Origin of the sequence: Flavobacterium sp. AED, assembly GCF_000812945.1 — a bacterium.
Classification (GTDB): Bacteria; Bacteroidota; Bacteroidia; order Flavobacteriales; family Flavobacteriaceae; genus Flavobacterium.
Genome location: NZ_JSYM01000001.1, coordinates 848,283 through 865,427 on the forward strand (window position 1 = coordinate 848,283; position 17,145 = coordinate 865,427).

Sequence of the window (17,145 nt, forward strand, 5' to 3'; positions counted from 1 at the left end):
GATTTATTAGGGAAAATCCGTGGAAATCTTTTAAATCTGTGAAAAAAAAAAACAATGTTAGTCCGCAAAGTGAACTGTAATACTAAACAACTGCATTAATCAACTGAAATCCAACTGATTGTTTCTATTCCATTTTGTTTCAAATAGTCGTTTGTTTTGCTAAAATGCTTATTCCCAAACCATTTTCCCTGATTCGCACTCATTGGCGATGGATGCCCGGATTCTAAAACTAAATGTTTGTTTCGGTCAATTTTAAGTCCTTTTTTATGGGCAAAATTACCCCAAAGTAAAAATACCACATGTTCTTTTTCATCCGAAATTTTCTGGATTACGGCATCTGTAAAAAGGTTCCATTTTAAATGTTTATGGCTGTTTGGATTATCTTCTCTCACTGTCAGTGAAGCATTCAAAAGCAAAACACCCTGTTTCGCCCAAGCTTCTAGATTACCGGAAGTGGGCATAAAAATAGTTCCCAAATCATCACTCATTTCGCGGAAAATATTGCGTAAAGAAGGCGGAATCCTGACTCCGTCATTTACAGAGAAACACAAACCATTGGCTTCGCCTTTTCCATGATACGGATCTTGGCCAATAATAACCACTTTTACATCTTTGAAGCTGCAATAGTTAAAAGCCGCAAAAATCAAATCTTTCGGAGGATAGCAAGTATGAATTTTATATTCTTCTTCAACGGTTTCCATTAAATCCTGAAAATAGGGTTTCTGGATTTCGTCTGATAAAATAGATTGCCATTCTGGATTGAGATTGATTTGCATGTAAATTATTTTGCCGTAAAGTTCGCAAAGTTTTTCGCAAAGTCGGCTAAAAAATTAATGCATTTCACTTTGAATCTTTGTAACTTTGAAACTTTACAACTTAGCTTATAAAATGATATCCATCACCGAAAAAACGTTACAAGATTTACAATTCCCAACCGTTCTCGATACTATTTCGACGATTTGTAATACTGATATTGGAAAACAAAAAGCATTAGAAATCACTCCTTTTAAAGATAAGGAAACCTTGATGCAAGCATTAATGCAAACATCGGAATATGTTTCCTCTTTCCAGAATAACAATGCCATCCCTAATCATGGTTTTGATGCTATAACGCATGAAATTAAATTTCTTGCTATAGAAGATAGCTTTCTTGAAGTGGGTAGTTTTAGAAAAATTGCCACCATTTCATCAACCGCTAATTTCTTGTTGAATTTCTTGAAAAAATTTGAAGATTATTATCTCAACTTAAACACAAGAGCTTCACAAGTTGAATTTACCAAAGATATCATCACTATGGTCGATGAAGTAGTCGATAAATATGGCGAAATAAAAGACAATGCCTCACCTGATTTATTGGATATTCGTAGGAATATGAATGTAGTTCGTGGCAAAGTCAATCAGAGTTTTGGTACTGCATTAACGCAATACAATGCTTTGGGATATTTAGATGACATTAAGGAAAGTTTCGTTCAAAACAGACGAGTATTAGCCGTTCTTGCCATGTATCGTCGTAAAGTAAAAGGGTCAATTCTGGGCAGTTCTAAAACGGGAAGCATTGCGTATATCGAACCGGAAACGACACTCAAATATTCCCGTGAACTAAGCAATTTAGAATACGAGGAAAAAGAGGAAATCACCCGAATACTAAAGCAATTATCAAATAAAATTCGTCCTTTTTTACCACTACTAATTCAATATCAGGAATTTTTAAGTGACATTGACGTGATTGCTGCAAAAGCTAAATATGCTAATAAAATTAATGGAATTTTGCCAACAATTACGGAGGATCGCCGACTCTATTTTAGAGATGCTTACCATCCTATTTTGTATTTGAATAACAAGCAGAAAAATGAAATTACACATCCGCAGACTATTGAATTAAATCAGGAAAGTAGAATCATTGTGATTTCAGGCCCAAATGCCGGAGGAAAAACCATTTCATTGAAAACGGTTGGATTGCTCCAATTGATGCTGCAATCCGGAATGTTGATTCCGGTACACGAACGCAGTGAAACGTTTTTGTTTGATCGTATTTTAACAGATATCGGAGATAATCAATCTATTGAAAATCATTTAAGTACCTACAGTTACCGATTGAAAAACATGAACTACTTTCTAAAGAAGTGTAATAAAAAAACCATGTTCCTGATTGATGAATTTGGTACCGGTTCTGATCCTGAATTAGGTGGTGCATTAGCCGAAATTTTCCTAGAAGAGTTTTACCATCGGGAAGCCTTCGGAATTATTACAACGCATTATTCGAATTTAAAAATTCTTGCTAATGAATTGCCTTATGCAACCAATGCCAATATGCTTTTTGACGAAAAAACATTAGAACCTTTATACAAGTTAGTTTTAGGACAAGCTGGAAGTTCTTTTACATTTGAAGTAGCCTTAAAAAACGGAATTCCATTTAGTTTAATAAATCGCGCTAAAAAGAAAATTGAAGTTGGAAAAGTACGTTTTGACAAAACGATTGCCACACTCCAAAAAGAGCGTTCAAAAATGGAAAAAACGTCGCAAACACTCAAAGAAGAGGAAACAAAAGCGCGTGAAGAAGGCAAGAAAATGGAAAACATCAATGTGAAAATCAAGCAAAAACTGGAAAGCTATCAGGAATTATATGACAGCAATCAGAAAACGATTTACATTGGTCAAAAAATAGAAGATATAGCCGAGAAATATTTTAATAACAAAAACAAAAAAGACCTGATTGGGGAGTTTTTGAAAATTATTGAAATCGAAAATTCCAAACGTAAAAAAGCAACGCCTAAAGAGGCCAAAGCTATTATTGAAAAGAAAAAAGAAGTTATACAAGAAATCACTGTTCATGTAGAAGAAATTCGTCAGGAAAAGAAAGAAAAGAAACTAAAACCTGTAGTTGTAAAACCAAAAGCCATTCTTAAAGTTGGTGATCGTGTCCGAATGCTAGACGGAAAATCAGTAGGAAGCATTGATAAGATTGAAAAGAACAAAGCTGTAGTGAATTATGGTGTGTTTACTTCGAAAGTAAGCTTAGAGGAATTGGAATTCGTAGAAGCGGGTAAGAAGTAAATTTCAGATTGCAGACTTTAGTTCACAGGTTGAAGTCTCAGTAGATGTTTTGTCATTCCGACGAAGGAGGAATCACATTAAGTTGAGTAACATCAAACGTTAAACATTTTTTAAAACACTAAACAAAAATATGCTAAACCTTCCTAAAGATAAAAAAATAATCCTCTTTGATGGCGTTTGTAATCTCTGCAATTCGGCTGTACAATTCATCCTTAAACAGGACAAAAAAGATATTTTTAGGTTTGTGGCACTACAATCTTATTTAGGTCAAGAAATCATTAAATACATTGGAATCGATGCTAAAAACATTGATAGTATAATTCTCTACCAGCCCGGAATAGCATATTACTACAAATCAGAAGCTGCTTTAGAAATTGCGAAAAGTTTAGGTGGGATTTATTATTTTGGAACTTTATTTTCTATTTTACCTACATCCTTTAATAATTACATTTACGATTATATCGCTAAAAACCGCTACAAATGGTATGGAAAAAAAGAAAGCTGTATGATTCCTACAAAGGAACTTCAAGCTAAGTTTTTAGAATAAAATTATTAATTATGATAATTATCATTCATTACTTTTAACAGTAATTCTATATTTGACCAACCTTAAAATTTGAATTATGAAAGATACATCACTTTTTTCTTGGGATAACGGTTCATTTATAATGATTATTGTATTCGGTTTGGTAATAATAGGATTAGTTGCCGCTGTTTTAATAATGATGAATTCTGATAAAAAGAAATAATCGCACAAAAAAGAGGATGCCTTTATGGGACATCCTCTTGATGATATTAACGATATTTGAAATAGAATTAACTTCTGATTAATTTTCTGTATTTTAATCGTTTCGGAGTTAAATCACCCCCCAAACGTTTCTTCTTATTCTCTTCGTATTCAGAGAAACCTCCTTCAAAATAATACACTTCAGAATTTCCTTCAAAAGCTAGAATGTGTGTACAAATTCTGTCCAAAAACCATCTGTCGTGAGAAATAACTACCGCACAACCTGCAAAATTTTCCAAACCTTCTTCTAATGCACGAAGCGTATTAATGTCCAAATCATTCGTAGGCTCATCTAATAAAAGAACGTTTCCTTCTTCTTTCAAAGTCATAGCAAGATGCAAACGGTTGCGTTCTCCTCCTGAAAGTGTTGATACTTTTTTGTTTTGATCGCTTCCTCCAAAATTAAATCGGCTTAAATAAGCTCTGGAATTCACCTGTCTACCACCCATCATAATCAATTCCTGACCATCACAAAAGTTTTCCCAAATGGATTTATCAGGATTAATATTAGAATGCGCTTGATCTACATATGCGATTTTCACTGTTTCACCAATGGCAAACTCCCCTGCATCAGGTTTTTCTTCACCCATAATCATTCTGAAAATCGTTGATTTACCAGCTCCGTTTGGCCCGATAATCCCAACAATACCAGCTTGAGGCAGTGTAAAATTCAAATTATCATATAATAATTTATCCCCATAGGCTTTTGCAACACCTTTGGCTTCAATTACATTGGTTCCTAAACGAGGTCCGTTTGGAATATAGATTTCTAGATTTTCATCTAATGCTTTTTGATCTTCATTTAGCAATTTATCGTAATTCTGTAAACGCGCTTTTTGTTTTGTTTGACGACCTTTGGCTCCTTGACGAACCCAGTCCAACTCTCTTTCTAAATTTTTTCTACGTTTAGAAGCTACTTTTTCTTCTAATGCCATTCTGCTTGATTTTTGATCCAACCAAGAAGAGTAGTTTCCTTTCCAAGGAATTCCTTCTCCTCTATCTAACTCTAAAATCCAACCTGCAACATTATCCAAGAAGTATCTATCGTGAGTTACAGCGATAACTGTTCCAGCATATTGAGCTAAATGTTGTTCCAACCAAAGAACACTTTCGGCATCCAAGTGATTCGTAGGCTCATCCAAAAGCAAAACGTCTGGTTGTTGTAACAACAAACGACATAAAGCCACGCGACGACGTTCACCTCCAGAAAGATTTTTAATTGGCGTATCAGCATCCGGAGTACGTAACGCATCCATAGCTATTTCTAATTTAGTATCGATTTCCCAAGCTCCAAGCGCATCAATTTTATCTTGCAATAACGCTTGGCGGTCCATCAATTTTTCCATTTTATCGGCATCTTCGTAAACCTCCGGAAGACCAAAGCTATCGTTGATTTTATTGAATTCGTCTAATACTGCCATTGTTTCAGCAACTCCTTCTCTTACAATCTCAATAACCGTTTTACTATCATCTAAAATAGGTTCTTGCTCTAAATAACCAACCGTGTAACCAGGTGCAAACACCACATCACCTTGGTAGTTTTTATCAACACCCGCAATAATTTTTAATAAAGAAGATTTTCCTGAACCATTTAAACCCAAAATACCAATTTTAGCTCCGTAAAAGAAACTCAAATAGATGTTTTTAAGTACTGGTTTATCTGCTCCTTGATACGTTTTACTCAATTTTGACATTGAGAATATTACTTTCTTATCGTCTGCCATTATTTTTAATTTAAAAATTTAAAATTCAACATTAAAATTATTATTATAATCTGCCCTTAAGTGAACTGAACACCCATGCATTAGCTAAAAAGCCAACACCTACTGCTGCAAATCCCCATCCGGAAACATCGCTATATCTGAAAGCCCCTAATCCTATTAAGAGTAATCCCATAAGTATCATTATTAGTGTAGCCCATCCTAAAACAGTGTTTTTATTCATTCCCATAATTGTGGTATTTATTTTAATCCCAATCCCGAAGTCTTGGAATTGGAGTGCAAATATCGGAAATTTTTACCCTTTAATTAAATATTTTATAAAGCATTTCTCTTAACAAATCGGATTGTGACAACGCATTCGCGCCAACACCTTTACTTTTTACATCAATGTCTCTTAAAGCTCCAACTATTTGACTCACTTTTTTCATGGGATAATTCTTCAAAGCCACATCATATTCTTTCAAAAAGAAAGGGTTTACGCCTAATACTGCCGCTACATTTTTTGGGTTCTTGTCTTTTAATCCGTGGTATTTTAACAATTGGATAAAAAATCCAAACACCAAGCTCGTTGTGACCACCATTGGATTATCTTTTGGATTTTGGGCAAAATTTTCGGCAATCGTATAAGCTTTTAGTTGGTTTCGTTCTCCCAGTGCTTTTCGCAATTCAAAAACATTAAAATCTTTGCTGAAACCTATATTTTCCTCAATATGCTTTGGAGTTATTGTACTTCCAGCAGGCAGGATAATCTGTAATTTTTCGAGTTCATTATTTATTTTGCTCAAATCAGTTCCTAAAAACTCCACTAACATGGCATTTGCTTTAGGTTCAATCGAATATTTTTTTCCTGCTAAAACGCGTTTAATCCACTCGCCTACTTGGTTTTCGTACAATTTTTTACTTTCATAAACGATACCATGCTTTGCTAATAGCTTGGTCAATTTTTTACGTTTATCCAACGTTTTATATTTGTAACAAAAAACCAAAACAGTTGATGACATTGGGTTTTCGGCATAACTTTCCAATTTATCAATCGTCCGAATCAAATCTTGTGCTTCTTTTACAATCACAACTTGGCGCTCTGCCATCATTGGATACCTTTTAGCGGTTGAAATAATATCTTCTATTGAAACATCTCTTCCGTATAAAACGGTTTGATTAAAGCCTTTTTCCTCTTCGGTTAATACTTTTTCTTCTATATAATCAGATAATTTGTCAATATAATAAGGTTCTTCTCCCATCAAAAAATAGATGGGTTTGATGTTGCCGCTTTTTATATCATTTACAATTTTTACAACCTCGTCCATTTCTTTTTGTTTAAAGTTTGAAGTTTAAAGTTTGTTACTTCGAATGAAATTTTAAACTTTAAATTTTAAACTTATTTAATACTTTTGCTTTATGCAAAAACTAAATTTTCAACTTTATAACTTTCGGTTCAAAAATAGCGAAAATAAAGTCTCCATTTTTGATGAAATAAGGAAAAAATTTATCATTCTTACTCCCGAAGAATGGGTTCGTCAGCATGTAGTTCAGTTTTTATTGGAAGAAAAAAAATATCCTAAATCATTGATAAATGTAGAAAAAGTTCTAAAAGTCAATGGCTTGCGCAAAAGATACGATGTGGTCGTTTTCAATACTGATGGTTCTATTTTCATTTTAATCGAATGCAAAGCACCCGAAATAAAAATTGCACAAGCGACTTTCGACCAAATTGCCCGTTATAATATGACTATGAAAGCCCAATTTTTGATGGTGACCAATGGATTGAATCATTACTTTTGTCAAATGGATTTTGAAAACGAGAAATATGCTTTTCTAGAGAATCTGCCAAATTATAATAGTTAGATTATTAGAATCTAAAATGTCTAAAAATCTAAAAATCTAAAAATCTAAAAATCTAAAAATCTAAATGAAAATAGCTGTTGTAATACTCAACTGGAACGGAGTACAATTATTAGAACAATTTTTACCTTCGGTACTGCAATATTCACCCGAAGCTACTATATATATCGCAGATAATGCTTCAACTGATGATTCCATTTCATTTGTTTTGGCTAATTTCTCATCTGTTAAAATTGTGAAAAACGACATCAATTTAGGTTTTGCCGGCGGTTATAATGAAGCATTGAAACATATTGATGCCGAGATTTACGCTTTAGTCAATTCTGATATTGAAGTTACTGAAAATTGGCTGCAGCCTATTCTTAAAACTTTCGAAAATGAAACCGAAACTGCTATTATACAACCAAAAATTTTAGATTTTAAACGTAAAGAATATTTTGAATATGCTGGTGCTGCGGGAGGTTTTATTGATGAATATGGATATCCTTATTGTCGTGGACGTATTTTTGATACTTTAGAAAAAGATAACGGACAATACAATGATAATTGTGAGATATTTTGGGCTTCTGGAGCTTGTTTTTTTATTCGAAGCTCGGTTTATAAGGAATTAAAAGGTTTTGATGCCGATTTTTTTGCCCATCAGGAAGAAATTGATTTATGCTGGCGTGCAATCAATAAAGGATACAAAATAAAATATAATTCGGAATCTATTGTTTATCATGTTGGCGGAGCTACTTTGCAACAAGGAAATCCAAAGAAAACGTATTTGAATTTTAGAAATTCCTTATTAATGTTGACTAAAAATTTACCTAAAAATAAATTGTACTGGATTCTATTTTGCAGGATGATTCTGGATGGAATTGCCGGATTGCAATTCCTTTCTAAAGGAAAATTCAATCATTTTTTAGCAATATTAAAGGCACATGGTTCATTTTATCTATTGTTTTTAAGTAATTTAAAAAAGAGAGAGAAATTTCAATCAAAAAAATACTACAATACAAAAAGCATCGTTTGTTCCTATTACATTAACAATGGCAAGGTTTTTGCAAAATAATTTTAACATTAATTTATGTATAACTTCTAAAATTTAAAAACTAAATTTACAAATCAAATCTTTAAAAAAAAATTATGAGAAAAATAGTAATTGCCTTATCAGTATTGGCTCTTTTAACTTCTTGTGTTTCTAAAAAGAAATACACTGACTTAGAAGCCAGAAACAAAGAAACCCAAGATTTATTGAATTCTGCTACCGTAAAATTAAATTCTTGCTTGGAAGAAAAAGCGGGACTTTCAGCTACTGTAGCCGGTTTAAAAGAACACAATCAAACACTGATCAATACGTCTAAAGACATGACGGTATTGACCACTAAAGGGGCTGAAAATATTGAGAAAGCTTTAGAATCTATCAAAGAAAAAGATTTGAAAATCAGCAGAATGCAAGATGCATTAACTAAAAAAGACAGTGTTACTCTTGCTGTTGTTACTAGTTTAAAAAGTGCTGTTGGAATTTCTGACCCGGATATCGAAATAAATGTTGAAAAAGGAGTTGTATTTATCTCTATTGCAGACAAATTGTTATTTAAAACTGGAAGTTATGATGTAACAGACAGAGCAAAAGGAGTTTTAGCTAAAGTAGCTAAAGTTGTTAATGACAAACCAGATTTTGAATGTATGGTTGAAGGACATACTGATAATGTACCTTACAATGGTTCAGGAATTTTATTGGACAACTGGGATTTAAGTGTGAAACGTTCTACTTCTATAATTCGTGTATTAACGAATCAATTAGGTGTTAAACCAGAGCAATTAATTGCAGCAGGAAGAAGTTCTTATGTTCCTTTAGTTGCTAATGATTCTGCTGAAAACAGAGCCCGTAACAGAAGAACTCGTATTGTTGTATTGCCAAAAATCGATCAGTTCTACGATATGATTGAAAAAGAAATGAAAAAACAACAAAAATAAAAAGTATGCAATGAACAGTAATTAGTGTTCAGGTTACATCTAATATGAAAACGTCTCGATAATTCGAGACGTTTTTTTTATGCAAATTTTAGGAAGATATTTAAAATTCTTAATCTGAAAGCTGAATACTCGTTTACAAAATATCCAAACTTCCTTTTCCTTCTCTGACTACAATTGGTTCATCCCCAGATAAATCAATAATAGTAGAGCCTATATTATCTCCATAACCACCATCAATAACAACATCAACTAAATTTTGCCATTTCTCGAAAATAAGTTCCGGATCAGTGGTGTATTCTATTACATCATCATCATCGTGAATCGAAGTAGAAACAATTGGATTGCCTAATTGGCGTACAATTTCAAGTGCAATCGAATTATCAGGAACCCTAATACCAACTGTTGTTTTCTTTTTGAATTCTTTTGGTAAGTTATTATTTCCCGGTAAAATAAAGGTATAAGGTCCTGGCAAAACTCTTTTTAATAATTTAAAAGTAGCGGTATCAATTTGCTTCACATAATCAGATATATTACTCAAATCATGGCAAATGAAAGAAAAATTAGCTTTGTCCAGCTTAATTCCTTTTATCTTAGCGATACGTTCAAGTGCTTTTGTATTGGTAATATCGCAGCCCAATCCGTAAACGGTATCTGTTGGATAAATTACTAATCCGCCATCTTTAAGAACTTTAACTACTTTAGCAATTGCCGCTTCGTTAGGTTTGTCTGCGTATATTTTTATAAATTGAGCCATTTTTTTAATTTAAAGTTAAAAAATTTAAGATTTAAAGTTCTTCTAAAAGACAAATTGAAACCATAAACTTAAAAACAAATTTTATCCTATAATATCCAGTTTTGCAAATCGCAATAATAATTTCTTTATTCCACCCACTTCAAACTTGATTTCTGCTTTTTTATCAGCACCTACGCCTTCCAAGTTGACGACTTGTCCTTTCCCAAAGCGTTCGTGCATAACCACATTTCCTGCAACCAATTTATTATCAAATAAATTCGCACTTCCAGAAGAAGCAGTATTACTAGAAACTGGTTTCAATTTACGAATATTTATATCCGATTTGGGTTCGTTATCGATAACATGTTTTGGAGGTGTACTTCCTATTGGTTTTGCCAAACGCAATTTGGATTTATCCACATCGCCAAAAACATCACTATCAATCATTGGTTTATAACGGTAATTATTTTCAGGAGGAGTTATATATTCTAAATACTGACTGTCGATTTCCTCAATAAAACGCGAAGGTTCGCTATCAGTTAATTTCCCCCAACGGTAACGGGATTGTGCGTACGTCAAATAGGCTTGATGTTCCGCTCTTGTTAAAGCTACATAAAACAAGCGACGTTCTTCTTCCAGTTCGCTTCTGGTGCTCATACTCATGGCACTTGGAAATAAATCCTCTTCCATTCCTACCACGAAAACATGAGGAAATTCCAATCCTTTGGCTAAGTGAATCGTCATCAATGCTACACGATCTTCATCACTGGTATCTTTATCTAAATCTGTCGCCAAAGCAACATCTTCCATAAACTCAGATAGTGCCCCACGTGAGCCATCAACTTCTTTTTGTCCTTCTGTAAAATCCTTGATACCGTTTAATAATTCCTCAATATTCTGAATTTTAGCCATTCCCTCAGGAGTTGCATCTTTCTTTAATTCCTGAACTAATCCCGTTTTCTTGGCAACATGATCGGTGATGTAAAAAGCATCCTGATTTTCATTTATAGCTTGAAAACTCTGAATCATAGTAACAAAATCAAGTAATTTTTGTTTCGTTCCTGAATTCAGTTTTAAGTCAATTCGCTCAATATTTTGCATGACTTCAAAAATGGAACGTTTGTAATGATTGGCTGCAATGGTTAATTTTTCGATAGTAGTATTACCAATTCCACGAGCTGGATAATTGATTACTCGCACTAATGCTTCTTCATCTTTTGGATTGATAACCAATCGTAAATAACACAATACATCCTTCACTTCTTTCCTTTGGTAAAATGAAAGTCCGCCGTAAATTCGGTACGGAATATCTCTTTTTCTCAACGCATCTTCCATCGCACGAGATTGTGCATTAGTACGATACAAAATAGCAAAAGCGCCATTATTCAACTGGTTTTGCATTTTTTGCTCCCAAATGGTACTCGCAACAAATCGGCCTTCCTCGTTATCGGTTAAACTGCGGTGTACTTTTATTTTTGGACCAAAATCATTGGCTGTCCAAACAATTTTATCAAGCTTGACTTTATTTTTATCGATGATGGTATTTGCCGCTTCTACAATATTTTTTGTTGAACGGTAGTTCTGTTCCAATCTAAAGGTTTTCACCCCTTCATAATCTTTCTGAAAATTCAGGATATTGTTGATGTTTGCCCCACGAAAGGCATAGATACTTTGTGCATCATCGCCTACCACACAGATATTCTGAAATTTATCAGACAATGCTCTAACAATCAAATATTGGGAGTGATTCGTATCTTGGTACTCATCCACCAATATGTAACGGAAACGGTTTTGATATTTAGCCAAAACTTCCGGAAAACGAGTCAACAACTCATTAGTTTTCAATAATAAATCATCAAAATCCATTGCTCCTGCTTTGAAACATCGGTCTACATAATTCTGATAAATTTCCCCCATTCTAGGTTTTTTAGACATGGCATCGGCTTCTTGCAAATCAGGGTCATTAAAATATGCTTTTACTGTAATCAAACTATTTTTGAAATTGGAAATTCTGCTTAAAACCTGTTTTGGTTTGTACACATCTCGGTCCAATTGCATTTCCTTAATAATTCCAGAAATTGCACGAAGTGAATCCTGGGAATCATATATGGTAAAATTCGAAGGATAGCCTAAATGTTCCGCTTCTGAACGAAGAATTCTAGCAAAAACCGAGTGAAAGGTTCCCATCCAAAGATTTTTGGCTTCGCCAGCACCTACAATATCAGAGATACGTTTTTTCATTTCTCGAGCTGCTTTGTTGGTAAAAGTCAGAGATAAAATGCTAAACGCATCTACTCCCTGATTCATCAAATAGGCAATTCTTATGGTCAACACCCGCGTTTTACCAGAACCTGCTCCTGCAATAATTATCATAGGACCGTCTTTTTGTAAAACGGGCTCACGTTGCGCTTCGTTAAGTTGATCGATATATTTATGCATGGAAATTTTTAAATTATGTTATGCAAAAATAGCGATTTTGAATGAGGTTTTAAGTACCAAAAAACAACAATTGGCTAATTCATTTTGCTATTCGTTTTAATAAGACATTCTGTATTTTTTATTTGAAAAACACATCGTAGGCAAATCGAAATAATGTACCGATTACAACAACCAAAAAGAAAATCCGTATGAAACTATTTCCTTTATTTATGGCTAGTTTCGCTCCAGTCCATCCGCCAAAAGCATTACTGGCAGCCATCGGTATGGCTATTGCCCAAATAATTTTGCCTTTCAAAATAAACAGACAAATGGAACCAAAGTTAGTCGACAGATTCACCATTTTAGCATTTGCGGAAGCATGTAAAAAATCAAATCCCATGATAGCGATAAACGCAACCACTAGAAAACTACCCGTTCCAGGACCAATAAACCCATCATATAAACCCACTACAAAACTGATTGCAATAGCATTTAAGATTTGTGTTCTGGGAGAATGCGTTTTTTCAACATGTTGCCCAAAATTCTTCTTCGCGTAGGTATAAACAACTAAAAATGAAAGGACAACCAGTAATAATGGTTTCATAAAATCATTACTCACATACGTCAATAATGTAGAACCTAAAAATGCCGAAGGAAAAGCCAAAAGCATCATGATTCCTAGCAATTTCCAGTTCATATCGACCTTTTTAAGATATTGATAGGCCGCAAAAGAGGTACCGCTGAAAGCAGGAACTTTTAAGGTTCCAATAACTGTTGAAACTGGCAAATTAGGTAATAATATCAACCCCATAGGCGTTTGTATCAGTCCGCCACCGCCAACAATTGCATCTATAAATCCTGCAGCAAATGCAGCTAAACAAAGTAAAACTAATACGTACGTTTCCATTCCAATAATCGAGATTAAATATTCAGGTATAAATGGTAAAAATACTACTCGAATTGATTTATTGCTAATAAAATCAAGTTGATTTGTAGTCAAAAAAGTATATTTTTGCTTTAATAAATATTAAAAGCAAAATGGAATCATTACCTATAATAGAATTACTAAGTTATACTTTACCAGCAGTTGTTACAGGGGTTGTGGCCTATTATTTTTTTGATCTTCATACTAAAAACGAAGAAGGAAGACGCCGTTATTTATTACACAAAGAAGCACAAAAGAATGCTTTACCTTTACGGTTGCAAGCATTTGAACGCATGACATTGTATATGGAACGTATCAATCCTACAAAATTATTGATTCGAATTGCTCCTCTTTCACAAGATAAAAATGAGTATGAAAATCTTATAATTGCACAAATCGAACAGGAATTTGAGCATAATTTGACACAACAAATTTATATGTCTGATGAATGTTGGACCATTATTGTGACAGCAAAAAATACTACTATTCAAATGATTCGTAAGGCCAATATGAGTGACCGTGTGGATAGCGCTGATAAATTGCGTGAAGTGCTTTTGAATGATTTAATGGAAAAACAATCTCCAAGTAATGCGGCTTTGGCGTATATCAAAAACGAAGTGGGACAATTGTGGTAGGATAGTAGCACCATCTATTTTGTTTTACTCCAACAAAATTCAATAATAAAACAATTTCTTAAATGAACTTATATTCCTTACATGGTTAGTATTTATAACCATGTAAGGAATATAAGTTCATTTAAGTTAAAAAAATCTATGTTTAATAGATCTAAACCTTTATTCTTTCAATAACCGATTCAATTGAAATTGTTCGCTTTCATTTAAATTCGGCATAATCCTTTCGAAAGAAACTCTCATTGTAGTATTCTTCAATAACCTTCTAATGTTATCTCTTCCAAATTTCGAAAACTGCCACATGTGATGCGTTGTAGCTTTCACCAAATTTTGCAATACTTCATCATTGATAATATTAAAAGCAAGCAGTTTTTCTAAAGCATCTTGACGAATGGTTGCTTCAAAATTAGACGATGAATAATTAATTAATTCATCAACCAATTGTTCTTTATTTATTGAATAATTGGGTGTTGACAATGCTAACGACAACCATAATGTTCGCAAGTTATAATCACTAAAACCGATCCAATCTTTTGATTTATCCAAATATCGAGCGCGTTGTTCCGGAAAATTATTCCATAAATTATATAATGCTATTTCTTGTGTTTGATAGGATTTATCATCCAATAAAGTTACATATTGCGCTCTAAAATTTTCAGGAATTTCATTTACTGTAGCCGCAACCGCTTGACGAACTTGTACGTTTTTGGTTTCCAAAGCCAACGTTAAAAGGGTGACTTTGTCTTCAAATTTTTCTGGTTTCAATTGATTAACAATTGCTTCTTTTACTAAAAAATACACATCCGATTGTACTGTTTTAATAAAAAAATCTTCTTTCTCTGGTAAGGGTTTATTTTTTAATTTTTCTATTTCAAACAATATTTTAATTACCTTATTTTTATTTAATAAAACGTTAGCCTGTTGTGTATTAAAAACAGTTGTTTCAAGCCATGCTTTACTAAAATTATTCAAGTCATAATCAGATACTTTTTTAATTTCAGCAAAAAAATCATGCGTGTTTACCGTTTGAAATGAATGTTTTTTCAAATAGGATTTTACCGCTTTTTTAAATGCTTTGTCTCCTATTGCATCATGCAAAACAAATAATGCCCAAGCTCCTTTTTGATAGAAAGTCAACGAACTGGCTTTGGCATTCAAAACTGGAATTGTATCTGTTGTGGAAGCAAACTTTAATTGTTGCGCCGATTCATATAATTTGGAATAAAAATAATCTTCACCGTAAATTTCCTTTTCGGCTAATAGCGCATAATAGGTTGAAAAACCTTCCTGAAGCCAATGATGCTTACTACTTTCGGCAGTGACTAAATTACCAAACCATTGGTGCGCCAATTCATGTGCATTGACATTCGTATAGTTTCGGTCTTCAAAACCTGTTGAATCTACAACATATCGGGTGGAGAATAAAGTTGCCGAAGTATTTTCCATTCCGGCATACAAAAAATCACGAACGGGAGCTTGTTTGTATATTCCCCAAGAGTACTTTACTCCTATTTCTTTTTCCAAAAAATCAAATAACTGCTTTGAATACCGATACGTCGGTTCAAATTTAAATTTGTCTTTGGATTCATAGTACATTTCTAAAGGAATTCCCGATTTTGATTTCTGTGTTTGTTTTTCAAATTTCCCGATAGCAAGCATCAGTAAATAAGAGCTCATCGGTTTTTGCATATTGAATTTCCAATACGTCATCGAATTATTATTTACTTTACTTTTTAAAATCCCGTTAGAAATCACTTGATATTTTGAATCAACAACAACTTCTAAATTAAAGATTACTTTCTCTTTGACATCATCAAAACTTGGAAACCAATTGCTGGTGTTTTTTCCTTGTCCCTGCGTCCAAATTTGCACATTATCATTCTCTTCAGAACCAACGAAATACAAGGCTTGCTTTGGCTTAGCAACATAATTAAAACTAATATTATTTGTTCCTTTTTTGAAGGACGAAATCAGTAAAATTTGCTTTCCATTTGTAGTAAATTGAATTTCTTTTTGATTCAATTCTACATCAGAAAAATCCATATTTTGCGCGTCAATTTTAATGGTATCTGTTGCTTTTAAAACATCAAACCAATAACTAACTGCTCCTCTAACCGATTTATCTTTAGGATTAATTGTTATTTGCCCATGAACCAATTTAAAATCAACAAATTGAGTTTGTTTGGCGAATGTTATTGTAGATAGTAAAAGAAAAAGGTATTTCATTGATTACAAAGATTAAAACTAAGGTTTTCAAAGTTACAAAGGTTTACCAAACTAATAGTACAAATTTTGTAAGTTTACCCCCAGAAAACCTCAAGAAAATCCCATTGAAAAAGAAAGCCCTATTTAATTGGAGTAGCGGAAAAGATTCTGCGCTTGCCTTATACAAAACATTACAAAATTCAGAATTCGAAATTACCTGTTTGCTTACAAGTGTAAACCAACAATTCCAACGCATTTCCATGCATGGCGTTCGGGTAGAATTATTGGAACAACAAGCCAAAAGTATTGGATTGCCACTTGAAATCATGCAAATTCCTGAAATGCCCACAATGGAAGTCTATGAAAAAGTCATGCAGGAAACATTGGCAAAACTAAAAAATCAAGGCGTTATACATTCTATTTTTGGAGATATATTTCTGGAAGATTTGCGCAAATACCGAGAAGACAAATTAGCCGAAATAGGCTTCGAAGGCGTTTTCCCGCTTTGGAAAATTCCAACCCAAGATTTGATTCAAGAATTTATAAGTCTGGGTTTCAAAACCATCGTCGTTTGTGTCAACGAACGATTTTTAGATAAAAGCTTTGTAGGTCGCGTTATCGATCAGGATTTTATCAACGATTTACCAGAAAACGTAGATGTTTGTGGTGAAAATGGTGAGTTTCATACGTTCACTTTTGACGGCCCAATTTTCTCCAAACCCATAGATTTCGAAATTGGAGAAGTCGTATACAGAAAATACGAAAAGCCAAAAGAACAAGATTCATCGAATACCGCTTGTGACACGAGTGCTTCCGATGCATATGATTTTGGATTTTGGTATTGTGATTTAGTAGCAAAATAATTT

At 33.4% G+C, this 17,145-nt stretch carries 16 protein-coding genes; 8 read left to right on the forward strand and 8 right to left on the reverse strand.

Annotation, left to right across the window (positions count from 1 at the left end; all coding sequences use genetic code 11):
• Positions 1–95: 95 nt before the first annotated feature.
• Positions 96–776, reverse strand: a complete 681-nt coding sequence (gene ung, locus OA85_RS03865; protein ID WP_039108173.1) for a uracil-DNA glycosylase — start codon at positions 774–776, stop codon at positions 96–98.
• Between the two features lie 112 nt (positions 777–888).
• On the opposite strand from ung, the gene OA85_RS03870 reads away from it, so the two are divergent.
• The 3 genes from OA85_RS03870 to OA85_RS17700 all read left to right on the forward strand — a co-directional run bounded on the left by OA85_RS03870 (position 889) and on the right by OA85_RS17700 (position 3,803).
• Positions 889–3,054 carry a DNA mismatch repair protein MutS gene (locus OA85_RS03870; protein WP_039108174.1) on the forward strand — a complete coding sequence of 722 codons (2,166 nt, stop codon included), beginning with the start codon at positions 889–891 and terminating at the stop codon, positions 3,052–3,054.
• A gap of 130 nt (positions 3,055–3,184) precedes the next feature.
• Positions 3,185–3,601: a thiol-disulfide oxidoreductase DCC family protein gene (locus OA85_RS03875; RefSeq protein ID WP_039108175.1), complete on the forward strand. Its 417-nt coding sequence runs from the start codon at positions 3,185–3,187 to the stop codon at positions 3,599–3,601.
• Positions 3,602–3,677: 76 nt separating this feature from the next.
• Entirely contained in the window at positions 3,678–3,803 is a 126-nt protein-coding gene (locus OA85_RS17700; protein ID WP_255350536.1) for a hypothetical protein, read from the forward strand.
• A gap of 67 nt (positions 3,804–3,870) precedes the next feature.
• On the opposite strand, the gene ettA is transcribed toward OA85_RS17700, so the two are convergent.
• The 3 genes from ettA to holA form a co-directional block, all read right to left on the reverse strand.
• Positions 3,871–5,565, reverse strand: coding sequence for an energy-dependent translational throttle protein EttA (ettA, locus tag OA85_RS03880; protein ID WP_039108176.1), 1,695 nt, complete (start codon positions 5,563–5,565; stop codon positions 3,871–3,873).
• 43 nt (positions 5,566–5,608) lie between these two features.
• Positions 5,609–5,791, reverse strand: coding sequence for a CAL67264 family membrane protein (locus OA85_RS03885; RefSeq protein WP_039108177.1), 183 nt, complete (start codon positions 5,789–5,791; stop codon positions 5,609–5,611).
• A 73-nt stretch (positions 5,792–5,864) separates the two neighbouring features.
• Entirely contained in the window at positions 5,865–6,869 is a 1,005-nt protein-coding gene (gene holA / locus OA85_RS03890) for a DNA polymerase III subunit delta (protein WP_039108179.1), read from the reverse strand.
• A 91-nt stretch (positions 6,870–6,960) separates the two neighbouring features.
• Between holA and OA85_RS03895 the strand changes: the two genes are divergently transcribed.
• The 3 genes from OA85_RS03895 to OA85_RS03905 all read left to right on the forward strand — a co-directional run bounded on the left by OA85_RS03895 (position 6,961) and on the right by OA85_RS03905 (position 9,366).
• On the forward strand, positions 6,961–7,407 hold the full coding sequence (locus OA85_RS03895; RefSeq protein WP_039108180.1) for a type I restriction enzyme HsdR N-terminal domain-containing protein: 447 nt from the start codon (positions 6,961–6,963) through the stop codon (positions 7,405–7,407).
• A gap of 64 nt (positions 7,408–7,471) precedes the next feature.
• Entirely contained in the window at positions 7,472–8,458 is a 987-nt protein-coding gene (locus tag OA85_RS03900; RefSeq protein ID WP_039108181.1) for a glycosyltransferase family 2 protein, read from the forward strand.
• A gap of 74 nt (positions 8,459–8,532) precedes the next feature.
• Positions 8,533–9,366 carry an OmpA family protein gene (locus OA85_RS03905; protein ID WP_039108182.1) on the forward strand — a complete coding sequence of 278 codons (834 nt, stop codon included), beginning with the start codon at positions 8,533–8,535 and terminating at the stop codon, positions 9,364–9,366.
• A 133-nt stretch (positions 9,367–9,499) separates the two neighbouring features.
• Here the strand turns inward: OA85_RS03905 and OA85_RS03910 are convergent, their stop codons facing one another.
• The 3 genes from OA85_RS03910 to OA85_RS03920 form a co-directional block, all read right to left on the reverse strand.
• Complete coding sequence (locus OA85_RS03910; protein WP_039108183.1) at positions 9,500–10,120, reverse strand: L-threonylcarbamoyladenylate synthase; 621 nt, start codon at positions 10,118–10,120, stop codon at positions 9,500–9,502.
• An 81-nt stretch (positions 10,121–10,201) separates the two neighbouring features.
• On the reverse strand, positions 10,202–12,538 hold the full coding sequence (locus OA85_RS03915) for an ATP-dependent helicase (RefSeq protein WP_039108184.1): 2,337 nt from the start codon (positions 12,536–12,538) through the stop codon (positions 10,202–10,204).
• Between the two features lie 118 nt (positions 12,539–12,656).
• Positions 12,657–13,424 carry a TSUP family transporter gene (locus OA85_RS03920; RefSeq protein WP_039109342.1) on the reverse strand — a complete coding sequence of 256 codons (768 nt, stop codon included), beginning with the start codon at positions 13,422–13,424 and terminating at the stop codon, positions 12,657–12,659.
• 131 nt (positions 13,425–13,555) lie between these two features.
• Here OA85_RS03920 and OA85_RS03925 point away from each other — a divergent pair, with 131 nt between their 5' ends.
• Entirely contained in the window at positions 13,556–14,077 is a 522-nt protein-coding gene (locus tag OA85_RS03925) for a hypothetical protein (protein WP_039108185.1), read from the forward strand.
• Positions 14,078–14,236: 159 nt separating this feature from the next.
• Here the strand turns inward: OA85_RS03925 and OA85_RS03930 are convergent, their stop codons facing one another.
• Positions 14,237–16,300 carry a M1 family metallopeptidase gene (locus OA85_RS03930; RefSeq protein ID WP_039108186.1) on the reverse strand — a complete coding sequence of 688 codons (2,064 nt, stop codon included), beginning with the start codon at positions 16,298–16,300 and terminating at the stop codon, positions 14,237–14,239.
• A 104-nt stretch (positions 16,301–16,404) separates the two neighbouring features.
• On the opposite strand from OA85_RS03930, the gene OA85_RS03935 reads away from it, so the two are divergent.
• Complete coding sequence (locus OA85_RS03935) at positions 16,405–17,142, forward strand: diphthine--ammonia ligase (RefSeq protein WP_039109343.1); 738 nt, start codon at positions 16,405–16,407, stop codon at positions 17,140–17,142.
• Positions 17,143–17,145 lie beyond the last annotated feature (3 nt).

Coding starts and splice junctions, on each gene's coding strand:
- ettA (WP_039108176.1), bottom strand. CDS start 5,565: ATGGCAGACGATAAGAAAGTAATATTCTCAATGTCAAAATTGAGTAAA.
- OA85_RS03900 (WP_039108181.1), top strand. CDS start 7,472: ATGAAAATAGCTGTTGTAATACTCAACTGGAACGGAGTACAATTATTA.
- OA85_RS03910 (WP_039108183.1), bottom strand. CDS start 10,120: ATGGCTCAATTTATAAAAATATACGCAGACAAACCTAACGAAGCGGCA.
- ung (WP_039108173.1), bottom strand. CDS start 776: ATGCAAATCAATCTCAATCCAGAATGGCAATCTATTTTATCAGACGAA.
- holA (WP_039108179.1), bottom strand. CDS start 6,869: ATGGACGAGGTTGTAAAAATTGTAAATGATATAAAAAGCGGCAACATC.
- OA85_RS17700 (WP_255350536.1), top strand. CDS start 3,678: ATGAAAGATACATCACTTTTTTCTTGGGATAACGGTTCATTTATAATG.
- OA85_RS03905 (WP_039108182.1), top strand. CDS start 8,533: ATGAGAAAAATAGTAATTGCCTTATCAGTATTGGCTCTTTTAACTTCT.
- OA85_RS03925 (WP_039108185.1), top strand. CDS start 13,556: ATGGAATCATTACCTATAATAGAATTACTAAGTTATACTTTACCAGCA.
- OA85_RS03895 (WP_039108180.1), top strand. CDS start 6,961: ATGCAAAAACTAAATTTTCAACTTTATAACTTTCGGTTCAAAAATAGC.
- OA85_RS03930 (WP_039108186.1), bottom strand. CDS start 16,300: ATGAAATACCTTTTTCTTTTACTATCTACAATAACATTCGCCAAACAA.
- OA85_RS03920 (WP_039109342.1), bottom strand. CDS start 13,424: ATGGAAACGTACGTATTAGTTTTACTTTGTTTAGCTGCATTTGCTGCA.
- OA85_RS03875 (WP_039108175.1), top strand. CDS start 3,185: ATGCTAAACCTTCCTAAAGATAAAAAAATAATCCTCTTTGATGGCGTT.
- OA85_RS03915 (WP_039108184.1), bottom strand. CDS start 12,538: ATGCATAAATATATCGATCAACTTAACGAAGCGCAACGTGAGCCCGTT.
- OA85_RS03870 (WP_039108174.1), top strand. CDS start 889: ATGATATCCATCACCGAAAAAACGTTACAAGATTTACAATTCCCAACC.
- OA85_RS03885 (WP_039108177.1), bottom strand. CDS start 5,791: ATGGGAATGAATAAAAACACTGTTTTAGGATGGGCTACACTAATAATG.